Genomic DNA, 17,377 nt, shown 5'->3' with positions numbered 1-17,377 from the left:
TTACATATTTTTGATAACATTTAAAATTAGCTAGCAGACTTACGTATAATACTATAATAAGTCAACGCCGAGCACTGCACACAAAAGACACAGGACCGTTGACATTGACACTCCCCCAAAACCGCAAGTATTGTCCGCCAATTACCGGAGGAAGCAATGAAAATCGCAGTCATAGGCGGCTACGGCCCGTCACTTATTAACTTCCGCGGCCCAATGCTTACGGCCATGAAAAGAGCCGGACACGAAATATACGGTATTGCGCCGCTTGATTCCCCGGACGTACCGAAAAAACTGACTAAAATGGGAATTCAATTCATTGAAGCCCCCATCCAGCGCACAGGCATGAATCCCATAAAAGATTTGGCTGCCCTTTTCGCGTTGGTAAAAATCCTCAGACAAATCAAACCGGACGCGGTTCTTTCCTACACGATCAAGCCAGTAATATACGGTTCTATCGCTGCGAAATTGGCCGGGGCAAAAAATATTTATTCCATGATCACCGGACTGGGCTATGCCTTCGGACAGACTTCCGGCAAGCGCGGCCTGCTCTTCAAGCTGGTCAAAAACATGTACCACGCAGGACTGGCCTGCAACAACACGGTCATGTTCCAGAACCCTGATGACCGGGATTTATTTAAAGAACTGGGCATCATCCCGCAAAGCAAACCGACCGTAATCACCAACGGCTCCGGGGTAGATCTCAATTACTACACCAGCTCTCCTGTATCTGGGGATGGTCCTGTTTTTCTATGCATTTCCCGCTTGCTCAAAGAGAAAGGCGTGCGTGAATTTGCTGAAGCTTCCTTGCGACTGAAGGTAAAATACCCTGAAGCTCAATTCCGACTGGTCGGCCCTCACGACCACGGCCCGGATTCAATAAGTGACGATCTGCTCACAAAATGGCAAAGTGGCGGAGTTGAATGCATCGGTCCGGTTGACGATGTGCGCGAAGAGTTGGAAAAATGCTCCGCCTACGTGCTACCTTCATATCGGGAAGGAACTCCTCGCTCGGTACTGGAAGCCATGGCCAGTGGACGCCCAATCGTGACCACGGACACCACCGGATGCCGAGAAACTGTAATTGAAGGACACAACGGGTTCATGGTTCCGGTAAAAGATATTTCAGCATTGGAACTGGCCATGGAAAAATTTATCCTCCAGCCGGAAATGATACAGCTTATGGGCAAGGCTTCACTCGAGTATGCTACAGAAAAATTTGATGTAAACAAGGTCAATGCGACCATAATGAAAGCCATGGGACTTTAATGATGACCGTAAAAAGATGTTTTGACCTTGTTGTTTCAACTTCAGCCCTGATTATTTTTTTTCCCGTACTGGTCGGGGTAGCCATTGCCATCCATAAAAAAATGGGCGGTGGTATCTTCTTTGTCCAACGCAGACCGGGTCTTCACGGCAAGCCTTTCAACATCATCAAATTCAAGACCATGTCCGACGCAAAGGACGAGTACGGCAGCCTGCTTCCTGACTCCGAGCGGCTGAGCAGGTTCGGGCGTATTCTGCGTTCCACCTCGCTGGACGAACTTCCGGAGCTGGTCAACGTCATTTTCGGAAATATGTCTTTGGTCGGCCCACGGCCTCTGCTGATGCAGTACCTTGAGCGCTACTCCCCAGAACAGGCTCGCCGCCACAATGTGCTCCCCGGCATTACCGGATGGGCTCAGGTAAACGGCCGCAACGCAATTTCTTGGGAGGACAAATTCAAACTTGATGTCTGGTATGTGGATAACCGTAACCTGCTGCTGGACATTAAAATTTTATACCTGACCGTTGCCCGGGTATTCAAACGGGAAGGCATCTCTCAGCCCGGCCAGGCTACAGCACAGGAATTTATGGGCAACCCGGAAAAATAAGAAGCCTTCGGCGACCCTGCCAGGGCCTTAAATCCTTTGAAAAGGGTTTAAGAATCCCAAACTTTTTTAACTAGCTTCGCTACCATTTATGGCTGGACGCAACAGAGATAAATAATGAAGAAAATTATCATCATGGGAGCCGGTGGACACGGACAGGTTGTCGCTGATGCACTTTTGCAAATGGAAGAAGCTGAACCAGTTGCTTTTGTGGATGAAAACCCAGAGCTACATGGTAAGGATGTAATGAAAATTCCCGTTCCCGGCGGCAATGCAGCAATCAGCAAGATTGAGCATGATGGCATTGTACTCGCCCTTGGCAACAATGAATTGCGCAAAAATTTTTTCACTGAATTGACTGAGTCCGGGGAACAACTTTTCACAGTCATCCATCCCTCGGCAATTATCGCTCCCAATGTAAAAATAGGTGACGGATGCATGATTCTAGCCGGAACGGTCATCAACACTGGTGCTGAAATAAAAGACAACACTATCATCAATACCAATTCGACCATTGAGCATCACAACGTAATCGGACCACATGCTCACATTGCACCGGGCGCGACACTCGGCGGCGAGGTGACCGTAGACGAGGAAGCCATGGTCGGCATTGGAGCTACTGTTTTACCACGGTTAACTCTCAGTCCCAAAGCCGTACTTGGCGGTGGTTCAACAGCCTTAAAGGATATTCCTGAGGGCGCCACTGCCACCGGAGCACCAGCCCGCCTGGCTGGCTCAACACAGAAAAAAACCTTTTAATTCAATCATTATAGACACTTCCCCCCACACCTACCAAACCTATACTAAAAACTAAAAATATTATATTAGACCCGATGAATACTGATGGAGTATACAATGAATAAAATTTCAAAACTTTTCGCAGACAACATACGGTAATTCGGCACCTAAAAAACATATACTCTGTTCATTATGTGCTTGCACCTTATCCAATAAGGACTAAGCATCATTACGAAATACAAGTCAGTTACAGACCAGTCTCCTTCATGGTCAAAAACACCATGGTGTAACCACAATAAGCAACTTACAACGACTCAATAAATTCCTATATAACAAAAAAAAAACAGCAACATTGATAACAAGGTAAAACTTTGCTATTTAATTCACTCAATTATCTTCTTATATTTCTACCAATTTGTGTGTTTATTTTTCTATTTATAAATGGAAAATGCACTATCTCCAAGTTATGGCTAATAGGATGTTCTTTATTTTTTTACACTTACTGGAATCCTTATTATCTAATTCTGTTTCTATCTTCGATAATCATAAATTACACATGTTCCATGTTTATACTGGATATCAAAAACATTCATAGAAGACTTATTTTATATACTGGGATCACTTTTAATATTCTTTTGATCGGTTACTATAAATATGCTGACTTCCTTTTAAACACAACCACTCAACTGCTTCACCTCAACACTGCACGACTCGATATTATATTACCACTTGCAATCAGTTTTTTTACATTCCAACAGATTGCTTACCTACAAGATTGTTATAAAGGTGAGATAAAAAAATCTAAGTTTATCGACTACATACTATTCATTTCATTTTTTCCACAATTAATAGCAGGACCAATTGTTCAATTCAAAGAAATTGTGCCGCAATTCTACGCAAAACAATTCAAATCACATATATGGAATAATATTCTGGCTGGTTTGGTTCTGCTTTCATTTGGACTTTTTAAAAAAGTTATCATTGCCGACTATTTTTCAATTTGGGCTAATATGGGCTTTGAGAATATCCACTCCCTTAACTTTATCAGTGCATGGGTCACCAGCTTAAGCTACACATTTCAACTTTACTTTGATTTTAGCGGCTACACAGACATGGCACTTGGAGCAGCAATGATGTTTGGCATAAAGCTGCCCCAAAATTTCAATTCTCCATACAAAGCAACCTCTATTCAGGACTTCTGGAGAAGATGGCACATAACGCTAGGCCGATTCCTCAAGAACTACCTTTATATTCCATTGGGAGGCAATCGAAAGGGAAAGGTCAGAACCTGTCTCAACCTTCTTTTAGTCTTTTTCATAGCAGGTCTTTTTCATAGCAGGTCTTTGGCATGGCGCAGGCTGGACATTCATTCTATGGGGAATATGCCATGGGTTTGCCTTGGCTGTTCACCGAATATGGAACAATCTAAACATAAGATTGAACAATTTTTTAAGCTGTTTTATAACTTTTCTATTTGTCAATTTCGCTTGGATTCTCTTTCGATCCGATAATTTGCATGATTTTTACGCAATAGCTACTAAAATGTGTCACCCGGCCCTACCTCTAAGCAAATACTACATACTCCCAATTATATCCATTTTAGCAGGTTTTACAATCTGCTTATTCGCAAAAAACTCCAATGAATACATTGATGAAAAAATATATGAAAAACCTCTATATGTAGCAATTGCAAGTATAACAACCTTCACCGCACTAGCAACAATCATAATATGGAATGCAAATGAATTTTTATATTTTCAATTCTAATAAGAAAAGTAGTAAACTAATATTTTTTTTCTTAACGTGCCTCTTGGCATGTTTCTTCTTTGCCGACATCGCTATTTCTCTTTATGAAAGCAAAAGGACAACATCTGAGTACTATATCGATGTTCTATCTTCTAAAGCAGAACACATGAGAAAAAGATTTCCCGCGCCAACCAAAGTTGACGTCATTTTCATTGGCAGCTCACTTACACGATATCATGTTGACACAAACTTCTTAACCAAAAAAGGAATTACAAGTTACAATTTAAGTTTAGTCTCGCATTTCCCGCTTAGCTACCCAAGCATGGTAGACTCCGCAATAAAAATGAATCCGAAAGCAATTGCCTTGGAACTTAATGTCCCATGGTTGTTTGAAGATTTTGAAAACAGAATCCCGACTCCTGGGACTTTAGACATTCTCGCGCAAATAAAATGTGGTCTCCCCCTTGCAACTGTTGGACATTTTTCATTAGGTTACCTAGAACAACTATCTCTAATCTCCCGATATGCTGTAACCTTATGCGAGAAAAGCAAAGCATATTTGAACAAGCTGATATTTGGCTATATGCCCAAAACCCCGACAAAACAAAAAGGACACACCGCTACTCACGCAAAGAAAGTTAATATCGTAAAACTCAGTAACGGGGATGGAATTCTTTGCGGCACAGATCTTGATGCACATGACATCGCGACCCTCCCTATGAAGGACCTGTCCCATATCCGTAAAAAAAACGTTGATTTTTTCAACTATATCATTTCTATGGCCCAAAAGAAGGGAATCAAGGTCTTTATCTACCTTGCGGCAAGCATGAAAACACCAAAGGATTTCAATTTGAAACGTATAAAAGATGAAATACATGCTCCAATTATTAACTTGGTACATGCAGTCCCCCCCACTCCAGAATACTGGGCAGACAAAGGGCATCTCAACTCCAGTGGACGAGAAATATATTCAGCCCAAATGCTAGATAAATTAAAAACTTTAACGGAAACAGGGTCACTATAGACATCAGGTTAAACCACCCAAGAAACTTAAATAACAATTTGAAACAAAGGAATCCCGCAAGTGTCCGCAAGCAATAACAAACGCATATATCTTTCCCCCCCGCATATGGGAGGCAATGAACAGGAATATGTCCGCCAGGCTTTTGAAAGCAATTTCATTGCCCCGCTTGGGCCTATGGTTAACGGATTTGAACAGGATTTCTCAAAGCTTACCGGGTTCGGTCACTGCGCGGCACTTTCCAGCGGAACAGCGGCCCTGCACCTCGCCCTGCGCATTGTAGGAGTTCAGCCGGGAGATGTGGTCATTGCTTCTTCTCTTACCTTTATAGGCAGCGTAAGCCCGGTCACCTTCATAGGCGCGGAGCCAGTCTTTATAGACAGTGATTACAAATCATGGAACATGGACCCGGAACTGCTGGCCGAAGCCGTAGATCATTATATTTCCATCGGACGCAAGCCCAAAGCGGTCATCCCGACCGATCTTTACGGCCAATGCGCCGATTACGATCGCATTCTTGAAATCCTTGAACCGCACTCCATCCCCCTCATTGTAGACGCAGCTGAATCTGTAGGAGCATCCTATAAAGGTAAACATTCGGGCAAAGGCGCGCTCATGGCTGCCTACTCCTTTAACGGAAATAAAATCATCACCAGTTCCGGGGGCGGCCTTCTGGCCTCTGATAACGAAGAAATGATCGCCCGCGCCCGCTGGCTTTCCCAGCAGGCCAAAGAACCTGAACCGTACTACGAACACAAGGAAATCGGCTATAACTACCGCATGTCCAACGTCGTTGCTGCTGTGGGACGCGGACAGGTGGAAGTAATTCCTGAGCGCGTTAAACGTAAAAGGGAAATTTTTGATTATTATGAACAGGAACTCGGTTCCTGCTCCGGCATATCTTTCATGCCCGAAGCGGATTACGGTAAGTGCAACCGCTGGCTTTCGGTCATGCTGGTAGATAAAAATAAGTTCGGTGCTTCCCCCGATGAAATTCGCATCGGACTTGAAAAAGAAAACATCGAATCACGTCCGGTCTGGAAGCCCATGCACAATCAGCCGGTTTTTAAAGACAACACCGTATTCGGCGGCAAGGTCAGCGAAGATCTGTTTGAACGAGGTCTCTGCCTGCCTTCCGGCACAGCAATGACAGCCGATGACCTGCAAAGAATCGTAGACCTGATTAAAGGATGCGGAAAATAAAATATGCTCCACAACCTGCGTAACGCTAATTTTTATTTAATGGTCCTGCTGGACCTGCTGATCTTTGCCGCAGCCTTTTACGGGGCGTACTTGTTCCGTTTTGACTTCAGCCTGCCTGAATTTGCAAACGTCCAGTGTGTTGAACTACTCAAATATGCTGTAGTTATTAAATTTTCAGTTTTTCTTGGGCTGGGACTTTACCGGGGCATGTGGCGCTATACCAGCTTGCGTGATCTCTGGCACATCCTTGAGGCAACCTTTCTGCAATCACTGATTCTGGTCACCGTGGTTCTTTACAAATTCGGCTTCGGCGGCTTTTCCCGCGGGGTATTCATCATCGACTGGATGCTCACCGTATTCATGTGCGGCGGTATGCGAGTCATGATCCGCTCCTTCTATGCCTATAAAGATGGTAATTCAATCCAACTCTCACCGGAATCCTGTCCTGTGGACGGTAACAATGTCCTGATCATCGGGGCCGGACGGGCCGGGGAAAAGGTCGTCCGTGAAATCAGGAGTAGCGGTCAGCTCAAATATTTACCCGTAGGATTTCTGGACAACGACAAAAGTAAGCGCGGAAGGACCATCCACGGAGTCCCCGTACTTGGTCCTCTATCCGATTTGCAGGAACTGGTACAAAACAAGTGCGTAAACGAAATCCTCATTGCTATTGCCGAGGCTTCCGGTGAACAGATGCGTGAGATTATCGACGAATGCAAAGAAACCGGATTGCCATACAAAATCCTGCCCGGTATGGATGAGATTATCAATGGGAAGGTAGGCATCAAGGCCCTGCGCGATGTAAGCTACCAGGATTTACTGGGACGCGCTCCTGTGCAGCTGGATACAACCGCCATCAGCGATTACCTTTCCGGCAAGACCGTATTGGTAACCGGTTGCGGCGGGTCCATCGGTTCCGAGCTGGTCCGTCAGGTAGTACGCTTTAACCCTGCCAAGCTCATTCTTGTAGATTCCAGTGAAGCCAACCTCTATGGCATCCAGATGGAACTGCACCATGAACTGAAATTCCATGACTATGTAACCGTCCTAGCTTCTGTGCAGGACCAGAAACTCATGGATGAGACCTTCAGCAAATACAAGCCGCACACGGTATTCCACGCCGCCGCCTATAAGCATGTCCCCATGATGGAACGCAATCCATGGCAGGCTGTGCACAACAACATCTGCGGAACCAAAAACGTCATGACCGCTGCGGACAAACACGGAGTAGCCCGCTTTGTAACCGTATCAACAGACAAAGCAGTGCGGCCGACAAACATTATGGGTGCATCCAAACGTGTGACTGAACTGCTCATGCGCTTGTTCCATGGTTCTAAAACAACTTTCATGGCCGTGCGCTTCGGAAATGTGGTCGGTTCATCCGGCTCGGTAGTTCCTCTTTTCCGCCGCCAGATCGAAAAAGGCGGCCCAGTAACCGTCACCCACAAAGATGTGACCCGCTACTTCATGTCCATCTCCGAAGCAGCCCAGCTAATCCTGCAAGCCGGGGTAATGGCTGATGGCGGTGAAATTTTCATTCTCGAAATGGGCGAACCCGTCAAAATCGCCGACATGGCCCACGACCTCATCAGACTCTCCGGCAAAGAGCCGGGCAAAGATATTGAAATTGTCTTCAGCGGTCTGCGCGAAGGCGAAAAACTTTACGAAGAACTGATCACCGAGGGCGAAGGCATAGTCCGCACAGAACATGATAAGATCATGGTCCTGAAAGGCTTTGAAAATGATATCGAAGCTTACTGCGTTAAATTTAAAGGTCAATTAGGTGACTTGAGGGATGCTGCGGATAAATTCCATGGAGACGGGGTTAGAGCCATGCTGCATACGGTTGTTCCTGAATTTGATGAAGAGGGATAAAAGGTTAAAGAACAATGCTTTTTAATTCACATATTTTCATTCTTTTCTTTCTACCGCTTGTTTTCTCTGTCTATTTTCTGCTCCGGAGATTTAAACAACATGAAGCGGGCAAACTATTTCTCGTACTCGCCTCGTTCACCTTCTATGCATGGTGGAAGCTGGAGTATCTTTACCTGCTTGGCGGGACTATTCTTTTCAACTTCATGATGGCTGAAGCCTTGTACCGCAAGAAAGACAAAATCCTGCTAGGATTAGCTGTTGCCAGTAACCTCTCAGTACTGGGTTATTTCAAATACAAAAACTTTTTCTTTGATAACATTGCCGGACTCATGGGAGTCCCCTCTATAACCGAAAAAGTAATTATCCCACTTGGGGTAAGCTTTTATACCTTCCAGCAGGTATCTTTTCTGGTAGACACGTATCGAGGCAAAGCCGCTCGCTGCAACCTCTTGGATTACAGCCTTTTTGTGTCCTTCTTCCCGCAGCTGGTAGCCGGGCCGATCAGTTATCAGCAGGAGATCACACCGCAATTCAATGCCGAAGATGCCGGGAAAATCAATTTCTGGAATATCGGGCAGGGGTTCTTCCTGTTCAGCATGGGGCTGTTTAAAAAAATCGTCATTGCCGACTCACTGGCACCGTATGTTGAAAACGGTTTTGACAAAGCCCTGGCCCTGCCCTTCTGGGATTCATGGGCGGTCAGCCTTGCCTACACCTGCCAGCTCTATTTTGACTTCAGCGGCTATACGGACATGGCCTTAGGGCTTGGCTTACTCTTCAACGTCAAACTGCCCAACAACTTCAATTCCCCGTACCAGTCACTCAACATTCAGGACTTCTGGCGGCGCTGGCACATCACCTTAGGTAGATTTGTACGCGACTACATTTATTTTCCGCTGGGAGGAAGCCGCAAAGGGGCCTATAGGACTCTTGCCAACCTGTTAACCTCGTTTCTGCTCATCGGCTTCTGGCATGGCGCGGGTTGGAATTTCATCCTCTGGGGCGGACTGCACGGCGCAGCCATGGTCATCCACCGCATTTGGCAGAATACCGGAAATAAACTCCCAGCATACGCAGGCTGGTTGCTGACCTTCCTCTACGTCAATGCCTGCTGGGTCCTGTTCCGGGCTGAAACAACATTTGATGCTATCAAAATCTATAAAGGCATGCTGGGCATGGTTAACATCGGATTTTCCACTGCCCTCACTTTCACGGACGAATTCATCCTCTTGGGTGTCTGTCTTGCCCTCGTGGCCTTTACTGCAAAATTTAAGAATTCAGTAACCACTGCTGAAAACATGAAATTCTCATTCAAAGAATCCGTCATGGCCATCAGCATGTTCATGATTTCATTTGTGCTGCTCTACACCCATCAAACCTTTCTCTATTTTGATTTCTAATTATGACAATACGTAAGTGGACCATACTGACCATTTCGACCCTTGCGGCCCTGATATTTGCCCTGATTTTCACGGTCAATATCGTTATTGACCCCTATGGCGAATTCAGGCTCCTTGAAGGCGATCACAACAAACTTAAATTCAAAAATTTAAAAAGCAGTGCCCGCAATGTAACTTCAAAACTTTACGACGGGAAATATAGCCTTGTATTCGGCAGCAGCAGGACCATGCTGGTCTCCGAAGAAATTCTGGGAGAGCCTGTCCTAAACTTCAGTACTTCTATTTACGTCAATCCCGGTGATATTCTGGCCTTATTGAAAACACTGGACGAAAAGCAGATAAAAAATATCAAACAAATATACTACCTGATTGATATCAACAGTTTTCATTACGAAAACTCCGCTCCGGAGCTAGCCAGCAAATCAGCTCTTTTTATGGAAAGTTTCCGCAATATCGGTCCAGAAAAGATAGAAGATGCCTGGAATTGCATTGCAGATAACCTTGGACCGGAGTCTGAACAGCCGAACTATATAGATAAATTCGGAGTGCTGCATAAAAAAAATAACTCTTATAAAAATAATGTTGTAGTCTTTTCGAGTCATTTCGTATCCCAATATTATCTCGACAAACTTGCTGAAATTAATTCATTCTGCAAAACAAACCGGATAAAAATCATTTATTTAACTGTACCTTGGTGTCAAAACTTGAATGCCGGACAACAAGCAAAACTGGATGAAATTCTCAATTCGGCCATTTCGTCCTGCTTAAGCTACTACGACCTTTATGGAAATGTTGATTTTATTGGTCATAAGAACCTGTTTTCAGATCCAACACATCTTACCTCTGCAGGGCTAAAAAAATTATTCAAGGGACCATACTGGACAGAAAAAAACATCAGGCATTCAAATGGTAATACTATTAATCTTCCAGACTTCCAAAAAATGAAGAAAAGGGATTTTTCCAGCTACCTTGCAAAGCACCCTGAGTTGCTCAACATCAATTTTATAAATAGGCTCCACCAATTAGGGTGTAATGATCTAGTCTTAGCGTTTTATGACAATCAACCATCAGCGGACAAATTCGTTGGAGATTGTTTTTTTCATAGCAAGACATCGCTTCTGAGAATGGTTCTCGCCTCAGGAAGGCACTTTAATAACAACACCAAAACCAACAATACAGCATTACACTTTGCGATCATGTCCGGGCAGCATGAATCTGTGAAAGATGCAATTCTGCTTGGAGCGGATGTTAATAATGAAAAGTTCAACACCCGCCCTCTATTCCTCGGACTGAACTACACAAAAAATACCGAAATATTGAGTCTACTCCTGAAAAGCGGAGCAGATATAAATCATGTTAATAAAGACCAAAGCAGTGAAAAGGACTTTGAACAATCGGTTTTCACTCTCGCATTAGCTAAAAACAACCAGAAGCAACTGGACTTCCTGCTTTCCTATGCTCCAGACAGTCCCTTAGCTGAACATGCCCGCCTTGTGCTGGAACTGAGAAAACACCCAAACAACGCAACCGCATATAAAAAATGCACCAAGCTTCAAAACAAATATTACAATAAATAATGAGTGTAAAAATGATACCAACACCACTCCTTCGCCCCATAAAAAACAAATACATAGCTTTCCTGCTCAGGAAAGCTATTCATTCTACATGCCCTGAGCAATACTTTACCCAGTTCATGGGCAAGCAGAACAATCCCTGCGGAAAGGCCACTTATGTCCTGACTTTCGATTTTGATTTCGAAAAAGACATTGATGCCTTCCCGCTTCTGCTGGATATGCTCAAAAAATACGGCATAAAGGCCGGCTTCGCAGTCATCGGTAAATTTGTTGAAAAATACCCGGACATCCATAAGCGTGCTGTGGCCGAAGGTCATGAAATTATCAACCATACCTATACCCATCCGGATAATCCTCACTGGGCGCCGGACCGCTTTTTCAACAAACTGTCCTATGCTGAGCAGAAGGAAGAAGTGGAACGCGCACACGAAGCTATCCACAAAACATTGGGAGTTGAGTGCATAGGCTTCAGAACTCCTCACTACGGAAACCTGCATACTGAAAGTGTATATCCGATCCTCGCTGAACTGGGTTACAAATACAGCAGCTCCACCGCCGCCTGCGGCTATAAAGGATATGGTGCGCCATCGCTCCATTCCCATGGAATAATGGAGATTCCAACCGGTTGCAGCCTGCATTTTCCTCTAGCTATTTTCGACTCCTGGAACATGCTGCGCAAAAACAATCCATTCCTAGGGGACGACCGACTTTTCATTGAAGAATTTGACGCGACCATTAAGGTAATCAAAGAGCAGAACTTATTCTTAACTCACTACTTTGATCCTTACGACATTGTGGAAAACAGAAAACTCGAAAAAATGCTAAACACCCTTACAAATCTTCAAATTTCAACAAAACTTTATAAAGATTTGCTCTCTTGATTACCGTTATTCGCAAACCGAATTTGACAGTTTGTTCAGAATAACCTAACAAACTCACATCATGTTGAAAGAACTATTCACATCCAAAACTAGAATAAAGCTGCTGCTCAAGCTATTTTTAAACCCTGATGTATCCTCCTATCTAAGGGAATTAGCAGCAGAATTTGATGTTTCGCCCAATGCCATGAAAGAAGAATTAGATGGATTGAGTGAGGCAGGATATCTGAACAAAAAAAAAGAGGGGCGCTATATCTATTACAACGCCAACTCTTCCCATCCTTTTTTCCCGGAAATCAGCTCCATCGTCCGCAAACACATCGGAATCGACCAGATTCTGGAATACATTCTATCCACCATCGGGGATGTGGATTCTGTATATATTTTAGACGATTATGCTAAGGGTATAGACTCTGGCATCATCGACGTCCTTATTATTGGAGACGACACTAATTCCGACCGTATCGGTAACCTTTGCACAAAAGCAGAAGAAGCCATCAAACGCAAAATAAGACTCATGGTCCTCAACACCCAAGAGTTTGATAAGACCAGTGATATTTATTTAAGACGGCCCAATTGGAAGGTTGTCTAAAAAACATATAACTATGCATTTAATGGAGAACTAATCCATGAATATTCCTTTTATTGACTTGAAAAAACAGTTTTCCCGGGTAGAAAAACAAGTCCGCGAAAACATGGACACCGTCCTTGATCACGGTGCCTACATCATGGGCCCCGAAATTCCGGCCATTGAAGAAAAGCTGGCCGAATATTGCGGAACCAAACATGCCCTCAGTTGCGCATCTGGAACTGACGCTCTGACTTTGGCGCTCATGTCTCTGGATGTAAAACCCGGTGACGCTGTTTTTACCACCCCGTTTACTTTTTTCGCAACTGCCGAAACCATCGCCCTCACCGGCGCCACACCAGTTTTCGTTGATATTGATCCGGTTACCTTCAATATTGACCCTGAAAAACTCGACAAGACCATTGAGGCCCTGAAAGGTACTGACAACGGTTGTGTGCAGCCCAAAGTAGACGGCCTGACTCCCAAGGGAATCATCTCTGTTGATATTTTCGGCCTGCCTGCCGATTACGAAGCAATCAAATCCGTAGCTGATAAGCATGACCTCTTCCTCATCGAGGATGCAGCCCAGAGCTTCGGCGGAGAATACAAAGGCAAACGCGCCTGCTCTCTCGGCGACATCACCTGCACCTCATTTTTCCCAGCCAAGCCCCTCGGTTGTTACGGTGATGGCGGCATGTGCTTCACCGATGACGATGCCCTGATCGAACGTCTGCGCTCCCACCGTATCCACGGCATGGGACCGGACAGATACGACAATGTCCGTCTCGGTATCACCGGACGTATGGATTCCTTGCAGGCAGCCATACTGCTAGCAAAATTTGAAATCTTCCCTGAAGAAGTAGACCTGCGCGACAAGGTTGCAGCCACTTATGGGGAACTTCTCGCTGAAGTAGAAGGGCTGACCACCCCTTCAGTTCCCGAAGGGTACCGTTCCGTGTGGGCACAATACTGCCCGCTAGCCAAAGATGGCGAACACCGTGAACGCATTCAGAAGGCTTTGGGTGAGAAGAGCATTCCTTCCCCCATTTACTACCCCATCCCCATGCATTTGCAGACCGCCTTCAAGGACCTTGGATACAAAATGGGCGACTGCCCGGTAAGTGAAGATGCTGCCAGCCGTATTTTTGCTATTCCCATGCATCCTTACCTTGAAAGGGAACAGCAGGAATTCATCGCTGACATCATTAGGAATGCCTAAAGAATGAACGGAACCCTTTTAGTCATCATAACAGATCGCCTTTCCCACATCATTGGGAAAGGCGAACTGATTGACCGCTACTACAATCCCGGCGGGATCTTCAGTGACGTCCATATCCTGATGACCAATGATGACAGGCCAGATATGCAAGCCCTGCAACGGACCGTGGGTAACGCTAAGCTGACCCTGCATACCTTGCCATCCGGCATGGGCTTGCTGGCAAAAACTTTCTGGCGCCCTTTCCTGCTGCGTAGCTGGGCTGGTCAGGCTGTTAAAATGGCCCGGGAGATAAAACCGGCCATGATCCGCTGCTACGGAAATTTTCTTAACGGATACGTGGGTGCAAGGATCAAGGAAGAACTGGGCATCCCCCTCTTCGTATCCCTGCACACCCAACCGGACCAGACCCGGGCCAACCCGGAAGTGGATTTCAAGACCAAGGTATTTTACGCACTTTCTAAAGGGATTGAAGAATACACCCTCAAAAGAGCGGATAAAGTAAGCTGTGTGTACGGATCCATTCTGGATTACGCCCGCAACAAAGGCGCGGCAGAACCTTTTGTTGCCTACAATGTAATCAATCCGGGCAGAATTGTACGCAAGGAAAAATACAGTTCTTCCGGCCCGCTGAAAATTCTATATGTAGGTCGGGTTATCCCCGCTAAAAACCCGGAAAACATCATCCGCGCCTTAAAGAATTTTGATGCAAAGCTGACTGTTGTGGGTTGCGGCTCAAAAGAACAGGAACTTGCTGAACTTGTAAGCGAACTCAAGCTGGACAGAAAGATCCATTTCATCTCGGCCATGTCTAACGATGAACTCTGCCGGACCATGCATGAATACGACCTCTTTGCCGGACACTCCCAGTACAGCGAATTCCCGAAAACCGTACTCGAAGCTTCACTGTGCGGTTTGCCCATTCTTTTTAATTCGCGTAGGGGAACGCCTGTCCCTGAATTTGAAAATAACACAGCAAAGATGGTGGAAGATTCCCCAGCCGGATACCGTTCAGGGATTGAATTCTTTTCGAGCGAGGCGATACGCAAGGAATTCGGCATGAACGCTGCGCACCATGCAGATGCGCACTGGGACCCCGCCCACGCGGAAAAAGTCTTTGCGGACATTCACAGGGAATTGACAGGCAAATGAAAAAATCAATCCTCTTCATAACATATGATTTCCCGCCGATTCTTTCACCGGAATCAATTCAGGTACAGCGCAGAGCTTTGACCTTAGCCCGCAACGGCCATCGAGTACATGTGCTGACCTGCTCTGAAAACCCGGATTTTGAATTTCTGGACTTAAAACTCTGCAGGGACCACGAAAATCTGACCATACATCGCGTAAACAGGCTGCCCGGCGAGAAATGGCTCCATTACCTCTGCGGTGGTCTGGAGATCACTGACCGTAAGTTCTGGTGGAAATTTCCTGCAGCCGATGCAGCCGTCAAGCTGATCAAAGAATTTCAGATTGATGCCCTGTACACTCACTCCACCCCGCTGGTGAACCATCTGGCAGGGCTGGCAGTAAAGGAAACTGATCGCAACCTGCATTGGACCGTCCATTTCTCAGATCCCTGGACCCTGAACCCGTACCTTTCTTACCGCACAGGAATCCAGCGGAAAATAAATAAAATGTACGAGAAGACAGTGATCTCAAGGGCGGACACTATCACCGTCACTTCTGAAAAAACAAAAGATCTTTTCATCAAAGGACTTGCAGCGGATCAAAATAAAATCAAGGTTCTGCCCCATGTATTTGACCCGGATCTTTATACACGCAGACAAACCGAGCCGCAGAAGAAGATTATTGCCCACACTGGCAATATTTACGGCCTGCGTTCTGCCGGAGCGCTTATCGAAGCTGTTCACAAGGTTCAGCCGCAGAATCTCGAATTTCACTTTTACGGGCGCATGAAGGAAGAAGAGCGGCAACTGACAGAAAAAAAATGTCCGGAATTGATCAGATTCTTTGATCCGGTCCCGTATCTTGACTCCATAGAAGTCCTTTCCGAAGCGGACATCCTGCTGGTCATCGATGCCCCGCTCAAGGACTCTCCCTTTTTTCCTTCCAAACTTGCCGATTATATTGGTGCGAGCAAACCGGTAGTGGCCTTGAGCCCTCTGTCATCCACCACCACACAGATTGTGCGTGACATCCAGAAGGAACTTCTGGTGGCAGACAGTGCCGATGTTCCATCTATCGCCGCTCTTGTACGCAGGCTGGATTCCACAGAACTTACCGAACTGCGCAAAGACGGAAAAGATTTTTACAATATGAATAACAGCTATGAAAACATACATGAGGCCCTTTTCAATGAATAATGCCAAAGTGCTTGTGACCGGCGGCGCAGGAGCCATCGGACTCAATTTGATCGAAAGAATGCTTGATGCCGGAGTAGACGCAGTAATGGTTCTTGACGACCTCTCTTCCGGTTATAAAAACTACCTGCCGGATGATAAGCGGATCATCTTTGTCAAAGCTGACATCGGGCAAATCGAGACCTACCGCGCTGAAATGGAAGCATTCAAGCCGGACTATGTTTTTCATCTGGCGGCCCACTTCGCCAACCAAAATTCAGTAGACCATCCTTTCAAGGATGTGCAGGCAAACATCATCGGCACCATGAACCTGCTGGAAATCTGCAAGAAAAATAAGGGATTGAAAAAATTCGTCTACACCTCCTCATCCTGTGTTTACGGCAACGCCGCCATCATGAGTGAAAAAGATTATATCTACCCGCACGAGACTCCTTACGCCATCAACAAATACACAGCAGAACTGTACGTGAAGTACTATGCTTCCATGTTCAATATCCCTTCTGTTTCCATCAGGGTATTCAACACTTACGGACCATATGAACCGCACGGGGCATACCGCAATGTAATTCCCAACTTTATTGTACGGGCCATCAAAGGCGAGCCTCTTTACATCACCGGGGACGGCACTGAAACCAGAGATTTCACTTTCGTAGGGAACACCGCCCAGTTACTAACCCTGGCCGCTCTTTCTGAGATCGCTGACGGCGATATTTTTAACGGCGGAACTGGCAAACCGACCCAGATAGTTAACCTTGCAAAAATGATCATAAAATACACCGGTTCTTCTTCCGATATTATATTCAAAGAAAGACGCAACTGGGATGCAGTCAAAGACCGCCTTTCCGATATTTCCAAATCATGGAAAGTACTCGGCTATGCCCCGGAAATTCCGCTTGAAGAAGGTCTGCGCAAAACCGTAGACTGGTACATGAATGACTACGAGATTGAAGATTAAAAGGACAGAAC

14 protein-coding genes and 1 pseudogene are annotated in these 17,377 nt (G+C 45.6%); all 15 read left to right on the top strand.

Annotated elements, in window-relative coordinates; genetic code table 11:
* Positions 1-156: 156 nt before the first annotated feature.
* Positions 157-1,266: a glycosyltransferase family 1 protein gene (locus tag D0S45_05695; GenBank protein TIH18046.1), complete on the top strand. Its 1,110-nt coding sequence runs from the start codon at positions 157-159 to the stop codon at positions 1,264-1,266.
* A gap of 2 nt (positions 1,267-1,268) precedes the next feature.
* Positions 1,269-1,871, top strand: coding sequence for a sugar transferase (locus D0S45_05690; protein ID TIH18181.1), 603 nt, complete (start codon positions 1,269-1,271; stop codon positions 1,869-1,871).
* 114 nt (positions 1,872-1,985) lie between these two features.
* Positions 1,986-2,627, top strand: coding sequence for an acetyltransferase (locus D0S45_05685; GenBank protein TIH18045.1), 642 nt, complete (start codon positions 1,986-1,988; stop codon positions 2,625-2,627).
* Positions 2,628-2,977: 350 nt separating this feature from the next.
* Positions 2,978-4,373: pseudogene (locus tag D0S45_05680) on the top strand (MBOAT family protein).
* Positions 4,348-5,376: a hypothetical protein gene (locus D0S45_05675; GenBank protein TIH18044.1), complete on the top strand. Its 1,029-nt coding sequence runs from the start codon at positions 4,348-4,350 to the stop codon at positions 5,374-5,376. Before D0S45_05680 ends, D0S45_05675 begins: the two are co-directional and overlap by 26 nt.
* 105 nt (positions 5,377-5,481) lie before the next feature.
* Entirely contained in the window at positions 5,482-6,576 is a 1,095-nt protein-coding gene (locus tag D0S45_05670; GenBank protein TIH18180.1) for an aminotransferase DegT, read from the top strand.
* A gap of 3 nt (positions 6,577-6,579) precedes the next feature.
* Complete coding sequence (locus D0S45_05665; protein ID TIH18043.1) at positions 6,580-8,451, top strand: polysaccharide biosynthesis protein; 1,872 nt, start codon at positions 6,580-6,582, stop codon at positions 8,449-8,451.
* 14 nt (positions 8,452-8,465) lie between these two features.
* Entirely contained in the window at positions 8,466-9,851 is a 1,386-nt protein-coding gene (locus tag D0S45_05660; protein ID TIH18042.1) for an MBOAT family protein, read from the top strand.
* A 2-nt stretch (positions 9,852-9,853) separates the two neighbouring features.
* On the top strand, positions 9,854-11,428 hold the full coding sequence (locus D0S45_05655) for an ankyrin repeat domain-containing protein (protein ID TIH18041.1): 1,575 nt from the start codon (positions 9,854-9,856) through the stop codon (positions 11,426-11,428).
* Positions 11,429-11,439: 11 nt separating this feature from the next.
* Positions 11,440-12,306, top strand: a complete 867-nt coding sequence (locus tag D0S45_05650; GenBank protein TIH18040.1) for a polysaccharide deacetylase family protein — start codon at positions 11,440-11,442, stop codon at positions 12,304-12,306.
* Positions 12,307-12,367: 61 nt separating this feature from the next.
* Positions 12,368-12,895: an ArsR family transcriptional regulator gene (locus tag D0S45_05645; GenBank protein TIH18039.1), complete on the top strand. Its 528-nt coding sequence runs from the start codon at positions 12,368-12,370 to the stop codon at positions 12,893-12,895.
* Positions 12,896-12,932: 37 nt separating this feature from the next.
* Entirely contained in the window at positions 12,933-14,090 is a 1,158-nt protein-coding gene (locus D0S45_05640; GenBank protein ID TIH18038.1) for a DegT/DnrJ/EryC1/StrS family aminotransferase, read from the top strand.
* A gap of 3 nt (positions 14,091-14,093) precedes the next feature.
* Positions 14,094-15,239, top strand: a complete 1,146-nt coding sequence (locus D0S45_05635; GenBank protein ID TIH18037.1) for a glycosyltransferase — start codon at positions 14,094-14,096, stop codon at positions 15,237-15,239.
* Positions 15,236-16,414, top strand: a complete 1,179-nt coding sequence (locus tag D0S45_05630) for a glycosyltransferase (GenBank protein TIH18036.1) — start codon at positions 15,236-15,238, stop codon at positions 16,412-16,414. The genes D0S45_05635 and D0S45_05630 overlap by 4 nt, the downstream gene beginning before the upstream one ends.
* Positions 16,407-17,366 carry an NAD-dependent epimerase/dehydratase family protein gene (locus D0S45_05625; GenBank protein ID TIH18035.1) on the top strand — a complete coding sequence of 320 codons (960 nt, stop codon included), beginning with the start codon at positions 16,407-16,409 and terminating at the stop codon, positions 17,364-17,366. The genes D0S45_05630 and D0S45_05625 overlap by 8 nt, the downstream gene beginning before the upstream one ends.
* Positions 17,367-17,377: the final 11 nt, after the last annotated feature.

The organism is Marinifilum sp. JC120, from assembly GCA_004923195.1.
Taxonomy (GTDB): domain Bacteria; phylum Desulfobacterota; class Desulfovibrionia; order Desulfovibrionales; family Desulfovibrionaceae; genus Maridesulfovibrio.
The sequence above is the reverse complement of the archived record's forward strand: the minus strand, read 5'-3'. Positions and strand labels throughout refer to the sequence as shown.